The sequence below is a fragment of the Streptococcus sp. 9.1(2021) genome, from assembly GCF_030466425.1.
GTDB classification, from domain to species: Bacteria; Bacillota; Bacilli; order Lactobacillales; family Streptococcaceae; genus Streptococcus; species Streptococcus wuxiensis.
On record NZ_JAGQFU010000001.1, the window covers coordinates 35,025 to 52,808 of the forward strand.

Consider the following 17,784-nt stretch of genomic DNA (forward strand, 5'->3'; position numbering starts at 1 on the left):
AGTTTTAAAGCTTTTTTGTTTTATCCACTTTTCTCTAAGTAGTTTTTAATAATTTTCAACTCCTCTTTATTCAAGGGTCGGTATTGACCTTCTGCTAGATCAGGATCTAATAGAAAATCTCCGAACTGAACTCGTTTGAGGGCAGTGACCTTGACACCAACTGAGAGGAACATTTTCTTGACCTGATGAAATTTCCCTTCAGAGATGGTGATGGTGCCTCGGCTGAGACTAGGGCTTGAAGATAGAATCTCAAGCTGAGCAGGTTTACAAATAGTTCCATCAAGAAAGACAATCCCGTTTTTGAACTGCTGGATGTGATCTGGTGTGAGCAAGCCGTTCACCTCAACTTGATAAGTTTTATCGACATGATATTGAGGGTGGAGAAGTTGAAAACCTAGAGGGCCATTGTCCGTTAAGAGGAGGAGCCCTGTCGTATCTCGATCTAGCCGACCGATAGCATAGTGTTGGTCTGATTGGAGGTGTTGAGGTAGTAAGTCCATAACCGTTGGGAGCTTCTTGTCCTTGCTTGCTGTCACGACACCACTTGGTTTGTGAAGCATGAGATAGGTGTGCTCATATCCTTGGATTTTTCTACCCTGAAAAAACAACTCTTGTAATCCCGTATCAACATTCTGTGCAAGGGAAGTAGCAGGGACTCTATCTACTAAGATTTCTTTTTTTAGGAGAGCCTGTTTCATAGCTTTTCGACTGATTTTTTCCTGGGCTAATAAATTATCTAAACGCATACCAGCCTATCTTATCACAAGTCGGCATTTTTGAAAAGAAAAGATAAATCATGAATTTTCTTTTGAAAACATTTACACTTACTTGAGTTAAGTCATTTGCTTAAAATTGTGGTATAATTGCTCAGTTAGAAAATAAATTTGAAATAAATAGAGGAAATCATGACAAAATTAAGAGAAGATATCCGTAATATCGCGATTATCGCCCACGTCGACCACGGTAAAACAACCCTTGTTGACGAATTATTAAAACAATCTGAAACTCTTGATGCGCGTACAGAATTAGCTGAACGTGCAATGGATTCAAACGATATTGAAAAAGAGCGTGGAATTACCATCCTTGCGAAGAATACAGCAGTTGCCTACAACGGAACTCGTATCAATATCATGGACACACCAGGACACGCGGACTTCGGTGGAGAAGTTGAACGTATCATGAAAATGGTTGACGGTGTAGTCTTGGTAGTGGATTCTTACGAAGGTACTATGCCTCAAACTCGTTTCGTATTGAAAAAAGCTTTGGAACAAGACCTTGTCCCAATCGTTGTTATCAATAAAATTGACAAACCATCAGCTCGTCCAGCAGAAGTAGTGGATGAAGTTTTGGAACTCTTCATCGAGCTTGGTGCAGATGATGATCAGCTTGACTTCCCAGTAGTCTATGCTTCAGCAATCAACGGAACATCTTCATTGTCAGATGATCCAGCAGACCAAGAAAAGACTATGGCGCCAATCTTTGATACCATTATTGACCACATTCCAGCTCCAATCGATAACTCAGATGAGCCACTTCAATTCCAAGTGTCACTCTTGGACTACAATGATTTCGTTGGTCGTATCGGTATCGGACGTGTCTTCCGTGGTACTGTTAAGGTCGGAGACCAAGTTACTCTTTCTAAACTTGATGGTACAACCAAGAACTTCCGTGTTACAAAACTCTTTGGTTTCTTTGGTTTGGAACGTCGTGAAATCCAAGAAGCTAAGGCTGGTGACTTGATTGCCGTATCAGGTATGGAAGACATCTTCGTTGGGGAAACAATCACTCCAACAGATGCAGTTGAAGCTCTTCCAGTTCTTCACATCGACGAACCTACTCTTCAAATGACCTTCTTGGTTAACAACTCACCATTTGCTGGTCGTGAAGGTAAATGGGTCACTTCTCGTAAGGTTGAAGAGCGTCTTCAAGCAGAATTGCAAACAGACGTATCTCTTCGTGTAGATCCAACAGACTCACCAGATAAATGGACAGTTTCAGGACGTGGGGAATTGCACTTGTCAATCCTCATCGAGACTATGCGTCGTGAAGGTTATGAGCTTCAAGTATCTCGTCCAGAAGTTATCGTCAAAGAAATCGATGGTGTGAAGTGTGAGCCATTTGAGCGCGTGCAAATCGATACTCCAGAAGAATACCAAGGATCTGTTATCCAAAGCCTTTCTGAACGTAAGGGTGAAATGTTGGATATGATTTCAACTGGTAATGGTCAAACTCGTTTGGTCTTCCTAGTTCCTGCGCGTGGTTTGATTGGATATTCAACTGAGTTCTTGTCAATGACTCGTGGTTACGGGATCATGAACCATACCTTCGACCAATACTTGCCATTGATTCCAGGGGAAATTGGCGGACGTCACCGTGGTGCCCTTGTTTCGATCGATGCTGGTAAGGCTACAACCTACTCTATCATGTCTATCGAAGAACGTGGTACTATCTTTGTCAACCCAGGTACTGAGGTTTACGAAGGAATGATCATCGGTGAAAACTCTCGTGAGAATGACTTGACTGTTAATATCACGAAGGCAAAACAAATGACTAACGTTCGTTCTGCTACTAAGGACCAAACAGCGGTTATCAAAACTCCTCGTATCTTGACACTTGAAGAATCACTTGAGTTCTTGAACGATGATGAATACATGGAAGTAACACCTGAATCTATCCGTTTGCGTAAGCAAATCCTCAACAAGGCAGAGCGTGAGAAAGCAAACAAAAAGAAAAAATCAGCTGAATAAGAGCTAGAAAGAGATAAAGATGGTCTATTTAATCATAGGGATACTCTTATTACTACTCTATGTATTTGCGACACCTCAAAGTATCAAGGGGACGGTCAATGTTGTAATATTAGTCTTTGGACTTGTCGCCCTCGTAATCTTGTTGCTCTTGTCTGCCCTACAGATTTTCCAACTTCCAGCAGAAATCTTTATTACATTGGGAATGCTGGCTCTTACTTACTTTAGTTTGAGAGATATCAGTCTCATGTCGATTCGAAAGAAGCGCGAAAATTAAATCTATTCATAACAAAAAACTTCTATCAGCAACTCAGTTGCCGATAGAAGTTTTTATTTGTTACTGTTTTTGTCAGAATAACGGTTGTAGAAATCTACTTTTATCTGGATAAAATGTTCTAATTCACGAAAGAGTTGTAATAGGGTTGCCCGTGTCTCAAACTCTTCTCTAGTTTTAGGGAGAGAGCGATTGCGAAACACCTCTAGGTAGCTCTCAATATCATTCAATAAGTTGTAGGCTGGATTTGTTTGACTCAGTTGGCTAGCTGTTTTTGAAAAGAGCTGAGCGACAATCAAACTCTCACTAGCGGCTAGTTGGCATGTGTTAATCTGTTGAGCCATATTTCTTAAGATACGCGTTTGTCTTTGCCGCATCTCAAAGTAGTGGATATGATAATCTGTCTGGTGAAAGAGATGGTCAGAGTGATCGAGGTAAACTAGCTTAAGAGCATCCTCAAGCAGTTGATCAAGTTCATTTACAAGTTGAGCCTGATTACGGCCATCTCCTCTTTTCAGATAGTAAGAAAGCCGTAGAAGAACATCTCTGAGTTTTTCTTCAACAAGCGTATGATAATGTTGAATTTCTTTTTCACGTGAAGGCATGTAGAGATTGACCAGAAGTGCAAATCCAGTACCGATTAGGAAGAGTAAGAGCTCATTCAGTAAAAGTGCTGGTGTTGTTGATTGTTGGATTAAGAGATGGCTGACCAGAACGCTACTAGGAGTGATTCCAATTTCCCAACCCAGTTTATAGGCTAGAGGAACATAGATTGCTAAGTAGAGTCCAAAGCTCCAGATATGATAACCAGTTAGTTTAAAGGCAATAACACCAACTAAGAGAGCTAGAAGAGTTGAAAAAAGACGATTGCGGGCTAGCTTGATCGTGCTTCTTCGAGTATCAGAAAGACTCAAGATAGCAATGATACCAGCTGAAACAGCTGATGACAAATCAAAAAAGTAGGCTAGTAAACAAGCAAAACAAGTTGCTAGGACTAGTTTAAGAGTGCGTTGTGTGATAGACATAGAATACTTCCTTGGGATAGGTGATTGAAAGTTTCAGTGGTAGGTAGGAGACGATGAGTTATTTCAATAGACTCATTGAGTAACTAATTGCTTCTTTTTGTAGTGGTTTGATTATAGTATAAATATGCTTTGAAATCAAGTCTATGTATGTTTGATAGGCCTGGAATAAATACTTATGAAGCCAGACACAACTTCGTTTTGTGGTATAATAATTAGAAAGGAGTTTTACATGCAAGAATTTTTTAAAAGTTATTTTAATAAGCTAGATTTAACAACGGTATTTGAGAATCTTTTAACGAAAGTGATTTCTCTTTTAATTTTATTTGTGCTATTTTACATAGCTAAACAGCTTCTCCATGCAGCTGTCAAGAAAATTGTCAAACCTTCACTTAAGTATTCAAATCGTGATGCAGGACGACAAAAGACAATCTCGCGTTTATTAGAAAATATTTTTAATTACACCCTTTATTTCTTTTTAGTTTACTGCATTTTGTCTATCCTAGGACTTCCTGTATCCAGTTTACTAGCTGGTGCTGGGATTGCCGGAGTTGCAATTGGTATGGGGGCGCAGGGCTTCTTATCAGATGTTATCAATGGCTTCTTTATCCTCTTTGAACGCCAGTTGGATGTAGGAGATGAAGTTGTTTTGACAAATGGTCCCATTACTGTATCGGGAAAAGTAGTTAGTGTCGGCATTCGAACCACTCAACTAAGAGGTGAAGACCAGGCTCTCCACTTTGTTCCCAACCGTAATATTACCGTGGTTAGCAATTTTTCAAGAGACGAGTTGAACTGAAATTTTACTTGATTTATGGTACAATAGAGGGAGTTTGACAGAGGAGAAACGATGTTTTTAGATGAGCAATTAGGAAATGGTTGTGTTTGGATCAATCTAGATGTAGAAAAAATTAAAAATCTTGAAGATTTATCTGAAATCTACGGATTGGATAAGGAAACCATCGAATATGCGCTGGATAAAAATGAACGTGCCCATATGGATTACAACCGTGAGAATGGGACTGTGACCTTTATCTACAATGTTCTGGACTTAGAAAAGGACAAGGATTACTATGAAGCGATTCCCATGACCTTTATCGTTGAAAACAAACGAATGATTACCATCAGCAACCATAAGAATGCTTATGTCATTGATCAGATGTTAGCTTATCTGGATAGCCATGAGTTGCTTTCTATTTACAAATTTCTTTTTGCTAGTCTAGAAATCATTAGTAACGCCTATTATCCAATCATTGAAAAGATGGATAAGAGTAAAGATGAAGTCAACAGCTTACTTCGTCAGAGAACAACAAAGAAAAATCTCTTCGCCCTCTCTGACTTGGAGACTGGTATGGTTTACTTAACAGCAGCGGCAAAACAAAATCGACTCCTCTTAGAACATATCCAGGGCCATGCTCTTTATCGGAGATTTAATGAAGTCGAACGAGAGCAGTTTGATGATGCGATGATTGAAGCCCATCAGTTGGTGTCTATGACAGACTTGATTTCTCAAGTCTTGCAACAACTCTCATCTTCTTACAACAACATCCTAAACAATAACCTGAATGATAGTTTGACAGTTTTGACTATTATCTCCGTCTTACTAGCAGTACTTGCGGTTATTACAGGTTTCTTCGGAATGAATGTTCCTCTACCATTTACAGAAGAGCCAAATGCTTGGATTTATATCTTAATGGCTAGCTTGATTTTATGGGCAGCCTTATCTCAATGGCTGAAGAAAATTACTAGAAAATAAAAGAGAAGGAGCCAGAATGGCGATTGAAAATTACATGCCAGATTTTGCTGTGGAAGCAGTTTATGATTTGACAATCCAAAGCCTGAAAAACCAAGGGATCAAAGCTGTTTTGGTGGATTTGGACAACACTCTGATTGCTTGGAATAATCCTGATGGGACTCCAGAAATGAAACAGTGGTTACATGACCTTCGTGATGCAGGTATTCGTATCATCGTGGTGTCCAATAACTCTAAAAAAAGGGTTCAACGTGCAGTTGAAAAATTTGGGATTGACTATGTTTATTGGGCTTTGAAGCCCTTTACTTTCGGGATTGACCGCGCCATGAAGGAATTCCACTATGAGAAAAACGAAGTGGTCATGGTTGGGGATCAACTCATGACGGATATTCGAGCTGCTCACCGAGCAGGGATTCGTTCGATTTTGGTCAAGCCCTTGGTGCAGCACGACTCTATCAAAACGAAGATTAACCGCGCTCGTGAGCGCCGTGTCATGAAAAAAATCACTGAAAAGTACGGTCCTATCACATATAAAAAAGGAATCTAACTATGGAAGAAATTCTCTGTATTGGCTGTGGAGCAACCATTCAGACGACAGATAAGACTGGTCTTGGTTTTACACCTCAGTCAGCACTCGAAAAAGGTTTGGAAACTGGTGAAGTTTATTGCCAACGTTGTTTCCGTCTTCGTCATTACAATGAAATCACAGATGTCCAGTTGACGGATGATGATTTCCTAAAACTCTTGCACGAGGTAGGAGACAGTGATGCCTTGGTGGTCAATGTGATTGATATCTTTGACTTTAATGGTTCTGTTATCCCAGGATTGCCTCGCTTTGTATCAGGCAACGATGTTCTCTTGGTTGGAAATAAAAAAGACATCCTTCCTAAGTCTGTTAAGGCTGGTAAGATTAGTCAATGGCTCATGGAACGTGCCCATGAAGAAGGTCTACGTCCTGTTGACGTCGTTCTGACTTCAGCCCAAAACAAGCATGCTATCAAGGAAGTCATTGATAAAATTGAGCACTATCGTAAGGGTCGTGACGTCTATGTAGTTGGGGTTACCAATGTTGGGAAATCAACTCTTATCAATGCCATTATCCAGGAAATTACGGGTGACCAGAATGTCATCACAACATCACGTTTCCCAGGGACAACCTTAGATAAGATTGAGATCCCACTTGATGATGGTTCTTATATCTATGATACACCGGGAATTATCCATCGTCATCAGATGGCCCACTACTTGACAGCCAAAAACCTCAAGTATGTCAGTCCTAAAAAGGAAATTAAACCTAAAACCTACCAGCTCAATCCTGAGCAAACTCTCTTTTTAGGAGGTTTGGGACGCTTTGATTTCATTGCAGGAGAAAAGCAAGGTTTCACAGCTTTCTTTGATAATGAACTCAAACTTCATCGTACCAAGCTAGAAGGGGCTAGTGCCTTTTACGACAAGCACCTGGGAACCCTTCTAACACCACCAAATAGCAAAGAAAAAGAAGTTTTTCCAAAACTAGTCCAACATGTCTTTACTATCAAGGATAAGACAGACCTCGTTATCTCAGGACTAGGCTGGATCCGTGTAACAGGAATTGCCAAAGTAGCCGTCTGGGCACCAGAAGGCGTCGCAGTCGTCTCACGAAAAGCAATTATTTAAAATAAAATCACTGAGCGAACAAAGTGAGCTCATGTAGAGATAGTTATTGCCGTGGTGTGATTGCCAATCTATAGATTGGCAAGGGGCGCAATTGAGACCTAGGCTCAATTGTGAGGTCAGGAAATCCATTTTTCAAAGATGAAATCTTTGGGAAATTAGTTCCGACCGTCCCCCACCACCTAAAATAACTATCAAAAAGGAAGAAAATATGTCATTAACATCAAAACAACGTGCCTTCCTCAACAGCCAGGCACACACCCTCAAACCCATCATCCAAATTGGAAAAAATGGACTCAACGACCAAATCAAAACCAGCGTTCGTCAGGCACTTGATGCCCGTGAATTGATTAAGGTTACACTCTTACAAAATACAGATGAAAACATCCACGAAGTAGCTGAAATCTTGGAAGAAGAAATCGGTGTGGATACAGTACAAAAAATTGGACGTATCTTGATTTTGTATAAACAATCAAGCAAGAAAGAAAATCGTAAGATTTCTAAAAAAGTTAAAGAAATTTAAAAAAATACTCCCAAACTGTTTTTACAGAAGACTAAAGGAGATTAGCCTATGGCAATCGAATTATTAACTCCCTTTACAAAAGTGGAGTTAGAGCCAGAAATCAAGGATAAAAAGCGGAAACAAGTCGGTATTTTGGGTGGAAATTTTAACCCTGTTCACAATGCCCATCTGATTGTTGCAGATCAAGTGCGCCAACAGTTGGGATTGGATCAGGTTCTGCTCATGCCCGAATATCAACCACCTCACGTAGATAAAAAGGAAACCATTCCTGAACACCATCGCCTCAAGATGTTAGAATTGGCGATTGATGGGGTTGAGGGTCTAGCTATTGAGACCATCGAGCTAGAGCGTAAGGGGATTTCTTACACCTACGACACCATGAAGCTTCTAACAGAGAAGAATCCAGATACAGATTACTATTTCATTATCGGAGCCGACATGGTGGACTATCTACCTAAGTGGTATAGAATTGATGAACTGGTCGACCTCGTTCAGTTTGTAGGAGTTCAGCGACCACGATACAAGGCTGGGACTTCTTATCCAGTGATTTGGGTGGATGTGCCTCTTATGGATATTTCATCCAGTATGGTACGTGATTTCATCGCCCAAGGACGAACACCTAACTTTCTCCTACCCAAACCAGTGCTAGACTATATCGAGAAAGAAGGGCTTTACTGATGGCATACCAAGACTATATCAACTGTTCGCGTGAAGAATTGTTGGAAAAAATGGCAGAGCTCCTACCTGAAAAACGTTTAACCCATTGTCTGGGTGTAGAGCGTGCAGCCATAGAATTGGCTCAGCGCTTTGGTGTGGATGTTGAGAAAGCTGGTTTGGCAGGTCTCCTTCATGACTATGCTAAAAAGCTATCAGATCAAGAATTTTTAGACTTGATAGATCGTTATCAACTTGACTCTGATCTTAAAAACTGGGGCAATAATGTCTGGCATGGCATGGTCGGTATATACAAGATTCAGGAAGATTTGGATTTACAAGATTCTGAAATCCTACGAGCTATTGAAATTCATACAGTTGGAGCTGGTCAGATGACGGACCTTGATAAGGTTATCTACGTCGCAGACTACATCGAGCACAATCGTGCTTTTCCGGGAGTGGACCAGGCGCGTGAGATTGCTGAGCAATCGCTCAATAGGGCTGTGGCCTACGAAACAGCTCGTACTGTGGAGCATTTAGCTCACCAGGGATTTCCTATCTATCCCCAAACCCTTGAAACCTATAACGCCTTTGTGCACTATTTGAAAGAGGACTAAATGAACGAAAAAGAATTATTAGAACTAGTCGTGAAAGCGGCTGATGAGAAACGTGCGGAGGATATCCTCGCACTTAACGTACAAGAATTGACCAGTGTGACAGACTACTTTGTTATCACTAGCTCTATGAATAGCCGTCAGTTGGATGCTATCGCTGAAAATATCCGTGAAAAAGTAGCCCAAGCGGGCTTTAAAGGCAGCCATGTAGAAGGCGATGCAGCTGGAGGTTGGGTTTTGTTAGATCTCGGTGGAGTTGTTGTGCATATTTTTTCAGAAGAAATGCGTGCTCACTATAATCTGGAAAAACTATGGCATGAGGCAAATTCTGTAGACATTTCAGAAGCCTTAGCATAGAAGATGAACTCAGTTGCAGTCAACTGAGTTTCTTTACTTAATTTAAAAGAGAATTGTTAGAAAGGTAAGAGTGTGGTGTTTTGTTCATTTCAGAACTGAACACGAGCTAAAAGCTTTGAGAAAAAAGTTTCCTATTTTTTCTTAGCTTTTAACGCTCTTTGTATCTTAGAAAGGATTAGAACCCGTCCTGTAATCGTCGGAAAATAGATAGCCTTCCTTGGAGCTCGGCTCCATCGTCAAGCTCCTAATTTTCATTCCGATTACGGGCGGACTTGGTATCATGTTTTATGGCGACTTATGAAACCTTTGCGGCTGTTTATGATGCTGTGATGGACGATACTTTATACGATAAATGGACGGATTTTTCCCTGCGTCATTTGCCAAAGACTAAGGAGAGAAAGAAACTATTGGAGCTGGCTTGTGGGACAGGCATCCAGTCTGTTCGCTTTTCTCAGGCTGGTTTTGATGTGACTGGACTGGATTTGAGTGCGGATATGTTGAAGATTGCTGAGAAGAGAGCTACTTCAGCCAAGCAAAAGATTGATTTTGTTGAAGGCAATATGCTGGATTTGTCCAAGGCAGGAACTTATGACTTTGTCACTTGCTATTCGGACTCTATCTGTTACATGCAGGATGAGGTGGAAGTAGGGGACGTTTTTAAAGAAGTCTATGATGCCCTCAATGAAGATGGTGTTTTTATCTTTGATGTGCATTCGACCTACCAGACTGACGAAGTTTTTCCAGGCTATTCTTACCATGAAAATGCAGAAGACTTTGCTATGCTTTGGGATACCTATGAGGACGAAGCCCCTCACTCTATCGTGCATGAACTGACTTTCTTTATCAAGGAAGCAGACGGTTCCTTTAGTCGTCACGATGAGGTGCATGAAGAACGTACATACGAAGTCTTGACCTATGATATTTTGCTGGAACAGGCTGGTTTCAAGTCCTTCAAACTCTATGCGGACTTTGAGGACAAGGATCCAACAGAAACCAGCACACGTTGGTTTTTTGTGGCACAGAAGTAGGAGAAATCTATGACCATCACAGGTATTATCGCGGAGTTTAATCCCTTTCATAATGGCCACAAATATCTGGTAAAACAGGCAAAAGGGCTGAAAATTGTTGCTATGTCTGGGAATTTTATGCAACGAGGAGAGCCTGCTATCGTGGACAAGTGGACTCGGGCTCGGATGGCACTGGAGAATGGGGCAGACTTGGTAGTAGAATTGCCCTTCTTAGTCAGTGTTCAAGCAGCGGATTTCTTTGGACAAGGAGCAGTAGATATCTTGGCACAGTTAGGAATTGATAGCCTAGCTTTTGGGACAGAGGAAGTTCTGGATTATCAGAAAATCGCTGATTTATATGCAGAGCGTGGTGCTGAGATGGAGAAATTTGTGCAAAATCTGCCTGATTCTCTCTCTTATCCCCAGAAAACCCAAGCTATGTGGAAGGATTTTGCAGGTCTTGATTTTTCGGGTGATACGCCCAATCATGTCTTAGCTCTTGCCTACGCCAAGGCAGTTGCTGGAAGAGATATCAAACTTCATCCAATCAAGCGTCAGGGGGCAGGCTATCATTCTGTGGACAAGGATGTGGATTTTGCTTCGGCGACAGCTATCCGACAGCATCAATCAGATCAAGATTTTTTAGAACGCTTTATGCCTTCTGTTAATCTCTTTGAAAATGCTAGTAAGGTGAGCTGGGGAAATTATTTTCCACTTTTATGCTATCAAATCTTGTCAAATCCAGATTTAAGTACTATTTATCAGGTCAATCAAGAAATGGCGGTGCGTATCAAGGATGCTATAAAGACAGCACAGTCTGTGGAAGAATTAGTCGAGATAGTGGCTACCAAACGATACACCAAGGCGCGTGTGCGACGCCTCTTGACCTATATCTTGGTGCAAGTCAGTGAAAGTGACTTACCAGAAGGTATTCACGTCCTTGGTTTTACCGAAAAAGGCAGACAACACCTTAAAACTCTCAAGGAGCAGGTCAATCTCGTCAGCCGAATCGGTAAAGAACCCTGGGATGCCATAACACAAAAGTCAGATCAAATTTATCAACTGGGACACCCTAGTATAGCAGAACAGAATTTCGGCCGAGTGCCAATCAGAATCGAAACAAACTAAGTCTACTGAAAGGTAGGCTTTTTTAGATCTATCTCGAATAAATAGATAGAAAAGAAAAAAATCTTGTACAAGTTCCTGACAATTTCATTCTTTTCATGTATAATAATGGAAAAGAGGTAAAACGAGGTATGGTTATGGAAGCAGTTCTTTACTCAACATTCCGAAATCATTTAAAAGACTACATGAAGAAGGTAAACGATGAGTTTGAGCCTTTGACAGTTGTCAACAAAAATCCTGACGAGGACATTGTAGTCCTTTCAAAGAGCGAGTGGGATAGTATTCAAGAAACCTTGAGAATTGCTCAGAATAAGGAGCTTTCTGACAAGGTCTTGCGAGGAATATCCCAAGTTCGAGCAGGGCAGGCCCAAGTTCATAAGATTGAGGAGTAATGGATGCTACTCAAGTTTACAGAAGATGCCTGGGCAGATTATTGCTATTGGCAAAACCAAGATAAGAAAACATTAAAAAGAATCAATAAATTAATCAAGGATATTCAACGTGATCCATTTACAGGAATTGGTAAACCAGAACCACTCAAATATGATTACCAAGGAGCTTGGTCGCGTCGCATTGATGCAGAAAATCGCATCATCTATATGATGGATGGTGATAGCGTCGCTTTCTTATCCTTTAAGGATCATTACTAAGTCTACTTTGAGGTAGGCTTTTTTAGTTTTTTTGAAAAAAATTCTTTAAAAAAATAGTTAGGTTTAAGAAGCTTATTTTACTAAGGAAAATGAAGATATTGCTCCTAAAAATAACTATAATAACTTCCATTTAAGGTTTGTTAAAAATATTTTTTTGTGGTAAAATGTATAAGAATGCATGTCATTCGGATAAACAAATAAATTGAGGTAAAAACATGGAAATTATGACAATTGTTATAGTTGTTTTTGCCGTCATCATTGGTTTAGTCATTGGATATGTCAGCATCTCAGTCAAGATGAAATCATCACAAGAGGCTGCAGAGTTGATGCTTTTAAATGCTGAACAAGAAGCAACTAATTTACGAGGACAAGCTGAGCGCGAAGCGGATTTATTACTAAATGAAGCCAAGAGCGAAAGCAAATCCCTTAAAAAAGAAGCACTATTGGAGGCTAAAGAGGAAGCCAGAAAATACCGCGAAGAAGTGGACGCTGAATTTAAGTCGGAGCGTCAAGAACTCAAGCAAATCGAAAGTCGTTTGACGGAGAGAGCTACGAGCCTTGACCGTAAAGACGATAATTTGACGAACAAAGAAAAAACACTTGAACAAAAAGAACAAAGTATTTCTGATAGAGCAAAAAACCTTGATGCACGTGAAGAGCAACTAGAGGAAATTGAAAAGCAAAAGCAAGCAGAACTTGAGCGTGTCGGAAGTCTGACTCAGTCAGAGGCAAAAGATATTATCTTAGCCCAAACAGAAGAAGACTTGACCAAGGAAATTGCTAGCCGCATTCGTGAGGCGGAGCAAGAAGTCAAGGAACGTTCAGATAAGCTTGCTAAGGATATCCTGTCCCAAGCGATGCAGAGAATTGCTGGTGAGTATGTAGCTGAGTCTACCAACTCTACAGTTCATCTGCCTGATGATACCATGAAAGGTCGTATCATTGGTCGTGAAGGGCGAAATATCCGTACCTTTGAAAGTTTGACAGGGGTCGATGTCATCATTGATGATACGCCAGAAGTGGTAACCTTGTCAGGTTTCGATCCTATCCGCCGTGAGATTGCCCGTATGACGATGGAAACCTTGCTTAAGGATGGACGAATTCACCCAGCTCGTATCGAAGAGTTGGTTGAGAAAAACCGTCAAGAAATTGATAACAGAATTCGTGAATATGGTGAAGCTGCAGCCTATGAAATCGGTGCACCAAACCTTCACCCAGACTTGATGAAAATCATGGGTCGCTTGCAGTTCCGTACTTCATACGGACAAAATGTCTTGCGTCACTCAATCGAAGTGGCTAAGTTGGCTGGTATTATGGCTAGCGAACTTGGTGAAAATGCAGCTCTTGCCCGCCGTGCAGGATTCCTTCACGATATTGGTAAAGCCATTGACCGAGAAGTAGAAGGTAGCCACGTTGAGATTGGTACTGAATTAGCTCGCAAGTACAAAGAGCATCCAGTTGTGATTAACACGATTGCTAGTCACCACGGAGATGTAGAGCCTGAAAGTGTGATTGCAGTTCTCGTTGCTGCGGCGGACGCCTTAAGCGCAGCTCGTCCAGGAGCTCGTAGCGAATCACTTGAAAGCTACATCAAACGTCTCCATGATTTAGAGGAAATCGCTAATAGCTTTGAAGGTGTTCAAAACAGCTTTGCCCTTCAAGCAGGTCGTGAAATCCGAATCATGGTAAATCCAGGTCAAATCAAGGACGACAAGGTCACAATCTTAGCTCACAAAGTTCGTGAGAAAATCGAAAGCAACCTCGATTACCCAGGAAATATCAAGGTAACCGTGATTCGTGAACTTCGTGCAGTTGATTATGCAAAATAAATAAGAAAGAGCAGTTGAAAAATTACTGCTTTTTTGTTACACTAGATAGAAAGATTGTAGTAAGCAGAAATGCCTTCACAAAGAGAATTCTGAATGAATTTCCAAAGCATTTCACAAACTATCCAAAGGAGACATCATGGCAGACCGTGGCTTACTAATCGTTTTTTCAGGTCCTTCAGGAGTTGGAAAAGGAACGGTTAGACGAGAAATTTTTGAGAGTTCTGAAAACCAATTCCAATATTCTGTATCTATGACAACGCGGGCGCAACGTCCAGGTGAAGTAGACGGAGTTGACTATTTCTTCCGTACGCGTGAAGAATTTGAAGAATTGATCCGTCAAGGACAGATGTTAGAGTATGCAGAGTATGTGGGTAACTACTATGGAACTCCTCTGACTTATGTTAATGAAACCCTTGATAAAGGAATCGATGTCTTTCTTGAAATTGAAGTGCAGGGAGCTCTTCAGGTTAAGAAAAAAGTTCCAGATGCTGTCTTTATCTTTTTGACACCACCAGATTTAGAAGAATTGCAAGACCGTCTCGTTGGTCGTGGTACAGATAGCGCAGAAGTGATTGCACAGCGTATTGAAAAAGCCAAAGAAGAAATTGCTTTGATGCGTGAGTATGACTATGCTATTGTCAATGACCATGTTCCTCTTGCTGCAGAACGTGTTAAACGTGTGATTGAAGCAGAACATTTCCGCGTCGATCGTGTCATCGGTCACTACCAGGATATGCTACCAAAGTCTCCAACTATTCGATAAACTATAGAAAACAGGTACAAACAAATGATGCTTAAACCCTCTATTGATACCTTGCTTGACAAGGTACCATCAAAATATTCACTCGTAATCTTGGAAGCAAAACGTGCTCACGAATTAGAAGCTGGAGCAACTCCAACACAAGAATTCAAATCTGAAAAATCTACACTTCGTGCCTTGGAAGAAATTGAATCAGGGAATGTAACCATCCACCCAGATCCAGAAGGGAAACGCGAAGCTGTTCGTCGTCGTATCGAAGAAGAAAGACGATTGAGAGAAGAAGAAGAAAAGAAAATCAAAGAGCAAATCGCGAAAGAAAAAGAAGAAGGTGAAAAAATTTAAGGTTGGGGGGACTCAATCTTATTTTTTCTATTGCAAGAATACTCAATCAATTGAAACGATTTAAGTAGAGAAGGAGGTGAGGATATGGCTATTGCAAAAATTATTGTGGATGTTCCCTTGATGCAGACTGACCAACCCTATAGTTACAAGATTCCTGAAGAATTTAAAGACATGCTGGAAGTTGGTATGCGGGTTCATGTGCCTTTTGGGAAGGCCAATCGCTTGATTCAGGGAATTGTTCTTGGAATGGAACAAGAATCGGAAATGGCAGATGAAGACTTGAAAGAAATTGCTGAAGTGCTGGATTTTTCTCCTGTCTTAACGAAGGAGCAACTCTGGCTGGCCGAAGAACTACGTAAGTCAGTTTTTTCATACAAGATTTCTATTCTAAAAGCTATGCTTCCGGGATTTTTGAATTCTAGCTATGATAAAATCCTCTATCCTCTGGAAGGTTTGAGTCAGAAAGACAGAGACCGTTTATTCGCTTCGCAAGAGTCCTTAGCATTTTCATCACTTGATTTGAAAAAGCAGGCCGAGATGATGCGATTGACTCGAAAAGGACTTTTGAAGTTAGAGTATCAGGCTATAGACCAGAAGAAGGTTAAAACACAGTCTTGGATTCAAGTGAATCTTGACAAATTAGAAAAGCTAGAAATCTCAAACCGTGCCAAGAAGAAATTGGAACTGCGAGATTATTTATTAGCACATCCAGAAAGTACTCCTTTGGCTGCTTTGTTAGAACATTACTCTCGGCAACAAATCAATTTCTTTGTGGAACAGGGTGCTTTGACGATCCTTCAAAAAGAAGTACAACGTTCAGCTGCCTACTTTGAAGGAATCGAGTCAAATCAAGCCTTAGAGTTAAACCCAGAGCAAAAACTAGCCTGTGAGGCGGTTGTTGGAGCGATTGGGAAGAAACACCCTCCATTTCTCCTTCAAGGAATCACAGGAAGTGGGAAAACCGAGGTTTACCTACAGATTATCCAAGGTGCCTTGGATATGGGAAAAACAGCGATTGTTCTAGTTCCGGAAATCTCTCTGACACCTCAAATGACAGAGCGCTTTATTGCTCGTTTTGGTGAGCAAGTTGCCATCCTCCACTCAGGCTTGTCCAATGGTGAAAAGTATGATGAGTGGCGCAAGGTGGAGCGTGGAGATGCTCAGGTAGTTGTTGGGGCCAGGTCTGCTATTTTTGCACCTTTGAAAAATTTAGGTGTTATCATTATTGATGAAGAGCATGAGGCTAGTTATAAGCAAGATAGCAATCCTCGCTACCATGCTAGAGATGTGGCTCTTTTACGTGCCCAGTACAATCAAGCTGCCCTAGTCCTTGGTTCTGCAACACCGAGTCTAGAAAGCCGTGCGCGTGCTGGTAAGGGTGTTTATCAACATCTACGTCTGACTCAACGGGCAAATCCTTTGGCAAGTATTCCTGAGGTTCAACTGATTGATTTCCGTGATTACATCGGGCAGAATGAAACATCAAACTTTACACCACCACTGATTGAGGCCATTCAAGATCGGCTGGATAAAAAAGAGCAGGTTGTTCTCATGCTCAATCGTCGTGGTTATTCTAGCTTTGTCATGTGCCGGGAATGTGGGACCGTGGATACCTGTCCCAACTGCGATATTTCCTTGACGCTGCATATGGATACTAAGACTATGAACTGCCATTATTGTGGTTTTACGAAGGAAATTCCACATGTCTGTCCAAACTGTCAGAGTCGTAGCATTCGCTATTATGGAACGGGGACACAGAAGGCTTATGATGAGCTAGCGGAACTCTTTCCAGAGGCACGCATTCTACGCATGGATGTGGATACAACTCGTAAAAAGGGCAGTCACCAAGCTTTACTTGAACAATTTGGCAATGGTGAAGCGGACATATTGCTAGGAACCCAGATGATTGCCAAGGGCTTGGATTTTCCCAATGTGACCTTGGTTGGTGTTCTCAATGCGGACACAGCCTTGAACCTGCCTGATTTCCGTTCTTCTGAGAGAACCTTCCAACTCTTGACCCAGGTGGCAGGTCGCGCCGGTCGTGCTGAAAAGGCTGGACAGGTTTTGATTCAGTCCTATAATCCTCAGCATTATGCCATTCGGTTCGCCAAGGATCAGGACTACGAAGGTTTCTATGCCTATGAAATGGGCATCAGACGTCAGTTGGGTTATCCACCTTATTATTTTACTATTGGAATCACCTTATCTCATAAAAAAGAAGAAGAGGTTCTTAGACGTGCTTATCAAGTCATGGAGATTTTGCGGTCAGGTTTATCGGATGCTAGTGTAATTCTAGGTCCGACGCCAAAACCTATCGCTCGTACTCATAACCTCTACCACTACCAAATTTTGATTAAATACCGTTTAGAAGATGAGTTGGCTTCGACCCTTAATCAGGTCTTAGCCCTAACTCAAGAACGTGAAAATAGCGAACTTCGTCTCAGTATTGACCACGAACCGCAACAATTTTTATAGAA

General features: G+C 41.2%; 20 protein-coding genes. 18 read left to right on the plus strand and 2 right to left on the minus strand.

The window, feature by feature from the left end:
- Positions 1 to 20: 20 nt before the first annotated feature.
- Complete coding sequence (locus tag KBU52_RS00230) at positions 21 to 746, minus strand: 16S rRNA pseudouridine(516) synthase (RefSeq protein ID WP_254723933.1); 726 nt, start codon at positions 744 to 746, stop codon at positions 21 to 23.
- Between the two features lie 159 nt (positions 747 to 905).
- On the opposite strand from KBU52_RS00230, the gene typA reads away from it, so the two are divergent.
- Entirely contained in the window at positions 906 to 2,747 is a 1,842-nt protein-coding gene (gene typA, locus KBU52_RS00235) for a translational GTPase TypA (protein ID WP_004251427.1), read from the plus strand.
- A gap of 19 nt (positions 2,748 to 2,766) precedes the next feature.
- The gene (locus KBU52_RS00240) at positions 2,767 to 3,021 is read left to right on the plus strand and encodes a DUF3165 family protein (RefSeq protein ID WP_004251425.1); all 255 of its coding nucleotides are present in this window, start codon (positions 2,767 to 2,769) and stop codon (positions 3,019 to 3,021) included.
- Positions 3,022 to 3,074: 53 nt separating this feature from the next.
- On the opposite strand, the gene KBU52_RS00245 is transcribed toward KBU52_RS00240, so the two are convergent.
- Positions 3,075 to 4,043, minus strand: coding sequence for an aromatic acid exporter family protein (locus KBU52_RS00245; protein ID WP_254723934.1), 969 nt, complete (start codon positions 4,041 to 4,043; stop codon positions 3,075 to 3,077).
- A gap of 229 nt (positions 4,044 to 4,272) precedes the next feature.
- Between KBU52_RS00245 and KBU52_RS00250 the strand changes: the two genes are divergently transcribed.
- The 16 genes from KBU52_RS00250 to KBU52_RS00325 all read left to right on the plus strand — a co-directional run bounded on the left by KBU52_RS00250 (position 4,273) and on the right by KBU52_RS00325 (position 17,782).
- A complete protein-coding gene (locus KBU52_RS00250; protein WP_006152683.1) occupies positions 4,273 to 4,839 on the plus strand; it encodes a mechanosensitive ion channel family protein in 567 nt (188 codons plus the stop codon).
- 51 nt (positions 4,840 to 4,890) lie between these two features.
- On the plus strand, positions 4,891 to 5,796 hold the full coding sequence (locus tag KBU52_RS00255) for a magnesium transporter CorA family protein (RefSeq protein ID WP_004251417.1): 906 nt from the start codon (positions 4,891 to 4,893) through the stop codon (positions 5,794 to 5,796).
- 16 nt (positions 5,797 to 5,812) lie between these two features.
- A complete protein-coding gene (locus tag KBU52_RS00260; protein ID WP_254723935.1) occupies positions 5,813 to 6,340 on the plus strand; it encodes a YqeG family HAD IIIA-type phosphatase in 528 nt (175 codons plus the stop codon).
- Positions 6,341 to 6,342: 2 nt separating this feature from the next.
- Positions 6,343 to 7,449, plus strand: a complete 1,107-nt coding sequence (gene yqeH / locus KBU52_RS00265) for a ribosome biogenesis GTPase YqeH (protein ID WP_254723936.1) — start codon at positions 6,343 to 6,345, stop codon at positions 7,447 to 7,449.
- Between the two features lie 208 nt (positions 7,450 to 7,657).
- Entirely contained in the window at positions 7,658 to 7,969 is a 312-nt protein-coding gene (gene yhbY, locus KBU52_RS00270) for a ribosome assembly RNA-binding protein YhbY (RefSeq protein ID WP_000060171.1), read from the plus strand.
- Positions 7,970 to 8,017: 48 nt separating this feature from the next.
- Entirely contained in the window at positions 8,018 to 8,647 is a 630-nt protein-coding gene (locus KBU52_RS00275) for a nicotinate-nucleotide adenylyltransferase (RefSeq protein ID WP_248035257.1), read from the plus strand.
- Entirely contained in the window at positions 8,647 to 9,240 is a 594-nt protein-coding gene (gene yqeK / locus KBU52_RS00280) for a bis(5'-nucleosyl)-tetraphosphatase (symmetrical) YqeK (RefSeq protein WP_254723937.1), read from the plus strand. The genes KBU52_RS00275 and yqeK overlap by 1 nt, the downstream gene beginning before the upstream one ends.
- Entirely contained in the window at positions 9,241 to 9,594 is a 354-nt protein-coding gene (gene rsfS, locus KBU52_RS00285; RefSeq protein WP_254723938.1) for a ribosome silencing factor, read from the plus strand.
- Between the two features lie 287 nt (positions 9,595 to 9,881).
- Positions 9,882 to 10,622 (plus strand): class I SAM-dependent methyltransferase, encoded by a 741-nt coding sequence (locus KBU52_RS00290; protein ID WP_254723939.1) that lies wholly within the window; start codon positions 9,882 to 9,884, stop codon positions 10,620 to 10,622.
- A gap of 9 nt (positions 10,623 to 10,631) precedes the next feature.
- On the plus strand, positions 10,632 to 11,729 hold the full coding sequence (locus tag KBU52_RS00295; RefSeq protein ID WP_254723940.1) for a nucleotidyltransferase: 1,098 nt from the start codon (positions 10,632 to 10,634) through the stop codon (positions 11,727 to 11,729).
- A 134-nt stretch (positions 11,730 to 11,863) separates the two neighbouring features.
- Positions 11,864 to 12,118, plus strand: a complete 255-nt coding sequence (locus KBU52_RS00300; RefSeq protein WP_254723941.1) for a type II toxin-antitoxin system Phd/YefM family antitoxin — start codon at positions 11,864 to 11,866, stop codon at positions 12,116 to 12,118.
- 3 nt (positions 12,119 to 12,121) lie between these two features.
- Positions 12,122 to 12,376, plus strand: coding sequence for a Txe/YoeB family addiction module toxin (locus tag KBU52_RS00305; RefSeq protein WP_250307520.1), 255 nt, complete (start codon positions 12,122 to 12,124; stop codon positions 12,374 to 12,376).
- Positions 12,377 to 12,591: 215 nt separating this feature from the next.
- Complete coding sequence (locus KBU52_RS00310) at positions 12,592 to 14,205, plus strand: ribonuclease Y (protein ID WP_004251393.1); 1,614 nt, start codon at positions 12,592 to 12,594, stop codon at positions 14,203 to 14,205.
- 136 nt (positions 14,206 to 14,341) lie between these two features.
- Positions 14,342 to 14,968 (plus strand): guanylate kinase, encoded by a 627-nt coding sequence (gmk, locus tag KBU52_RS00315; RefSeq protein ID WP_000775049.1) that lies wholly within the window; start codon positions 14,342 to 14,344, stop codon positions 14,966 to 14,968.
- Positions 14,969 to 14,992: 24 nt separating this feature from the next.
- Positions 14,993 to 15,307 carry a DNA-directed RNA polymerase subunit omega gene (rpoZ, locus tag KBU52_RS00320; RefSeq protein ID WP_004251389.1) on the plus strand — a complete coding sequence of 105 codons (315 nt, stop codon included), beginning with the start codon at positions 14,993 to 14,995 and terminating at the stop codon, positions 15,305 to 15,307.
- A gap of 84 nt (positions 15,308 to 15,391) precedes the next feature.
- Positions 15,392 to 17,782, plus strand: a complete 2,391-nt coding sequence (locus KBU52_RS00325; protein ID WP_254723942.1) for a primosomal protein N' — start codon at positions 15,392 to 15,394, stop codon at positions 17,780 to 17,782.
- Positions 17,783 to 17,784: the final 2 nt, after the last annotated feature.

Coding starts and splice junctions, on each gene's coding strand:
- KBU52_RS00230 (WP_254723933.1), bottom strand. CDS start 746: ATGCGTTTAGATAATTTATTAGCCCAGGAAAAAATCAGTCGAAAAGCT.
- typA (WP_004251427.1), top strand. CDS start 906: ATGACAAAATTAAGAGAAGATATCCGTAATATCGCGATTATCGCCCAC.
- KBU52_RS00240 (WP_004251425.1), top strand. CDS start 2,767: ATGGTCTATTTAATCATAGGGATACTCTTATTACTACTCTATGTATTT.
- KBU52_RS00245 (WP_254723934.1), bottom strand. CDS start 4,043: ATGTCTATCACACAACGCACTCTTAAACTAGTCCTAGCAACTTGTTTT.
- KBU52_RS00250 (WP_006152683.1), top strand. CDS start 4,273: ATGCAAGAATTTTTTAAAAGTTATTTTAATAAGCTAGATTTAACAACG.
- KBU52_RS00255 (WP_004251417.1), top strand. CDS start 4,891: ATGTTTTTAGATGAGCAATTAGGAAATGGTTGTGTTTGGATCAATCTA.
- KBU52_RS00260 (WP_254723935.1), top strand. CDS start 5,813: ATGGCGATTGAAAATTACATGCCAGATTTTGCTGTGGAAGCAGTTTAT.
- yqeH (WP_254723936.1), top strand. CDS start 6,343: ATGGAAGAAATTCTCTGTATTGGCTGTGGAGCAACCATTCAGACGACA.
- yhbY (WP_000060171.1), top strand. CDS start 7,658: ATGTCATTAACATCAAAACAACGTGCCTTCCTCAACAGCCAGGCACAC.
- KBU52_RS00275 (WP_248035257.1), top strand. CDS start 8,018: ATGGCAATCGAATTATTAACTCCCTTTACAAAAGTGGAGTTAGAGCCA.
- yqeK (WP_254723937.1), top strand. CDS start 8,647: ATGGCATACCAAGACTATATCAACTGTTCGCGTGAAGAATTGTTGGAA.
- rsfS (WP_254723938.1), top strand. CDS start 9,241: ATGAACGAAAAAGAATTATTAGAACTAGTCGTGAAAGCGGCTGATGAG.
- KBU52_RS00290 (WP_254723939.1), top strand. CDS start 9,882: ATGGCGACTTATGAAACCTTTGCGGCTGTTTATGATGCTGTGATGGAC.
- KBU52_RS00295 (WP_254723940.1), top strand. CDS start 10,632: ATGACCATCACAGGTATTATCGCGGAGTTTAATCCCTTTCATAATGGC.
- KBU52_RS00300 (WP_254723941.1), top strand. CDS start 11,864: ATGGAAGCAGTTCTTTACTCAACATTCCGAAATCATTTAAAAGACTAC.
- KBU52_RS00305 (WP_250307520.1), top strand. CDS start 12,122: ATGCTACTCAAGTTTACAGAAGATGCCTGGGCAGATTATTGCTATTGG.
- KBU52_RS00310 (WP_004251393.1), top strand. CDS start 12,592: ATGGAAATTATGACAATTGTTATAGTTGTTTTTGCCGTCATCATTGGT.
- gmk (WP_000775049.1), top strand. CDS start 14,342: ATGGCAGACCGTGGCTTACTAATCGTTTTTTCAGGTCCTTCAGGAGTT.
- rpoZ (WP_004251389.1), top strand. CDS start 14,993: ATGATGCTTAAACCCTCTATTGATACCTTGCTTGACAAGGTACCATCA.
- KBU52_RS00325 (WP_254723942.1), top strand. CDS start 15,392: ATGGCTATTGCAAAAATTATTGTGGATGTTCCCTTGATGCAGACTGAC.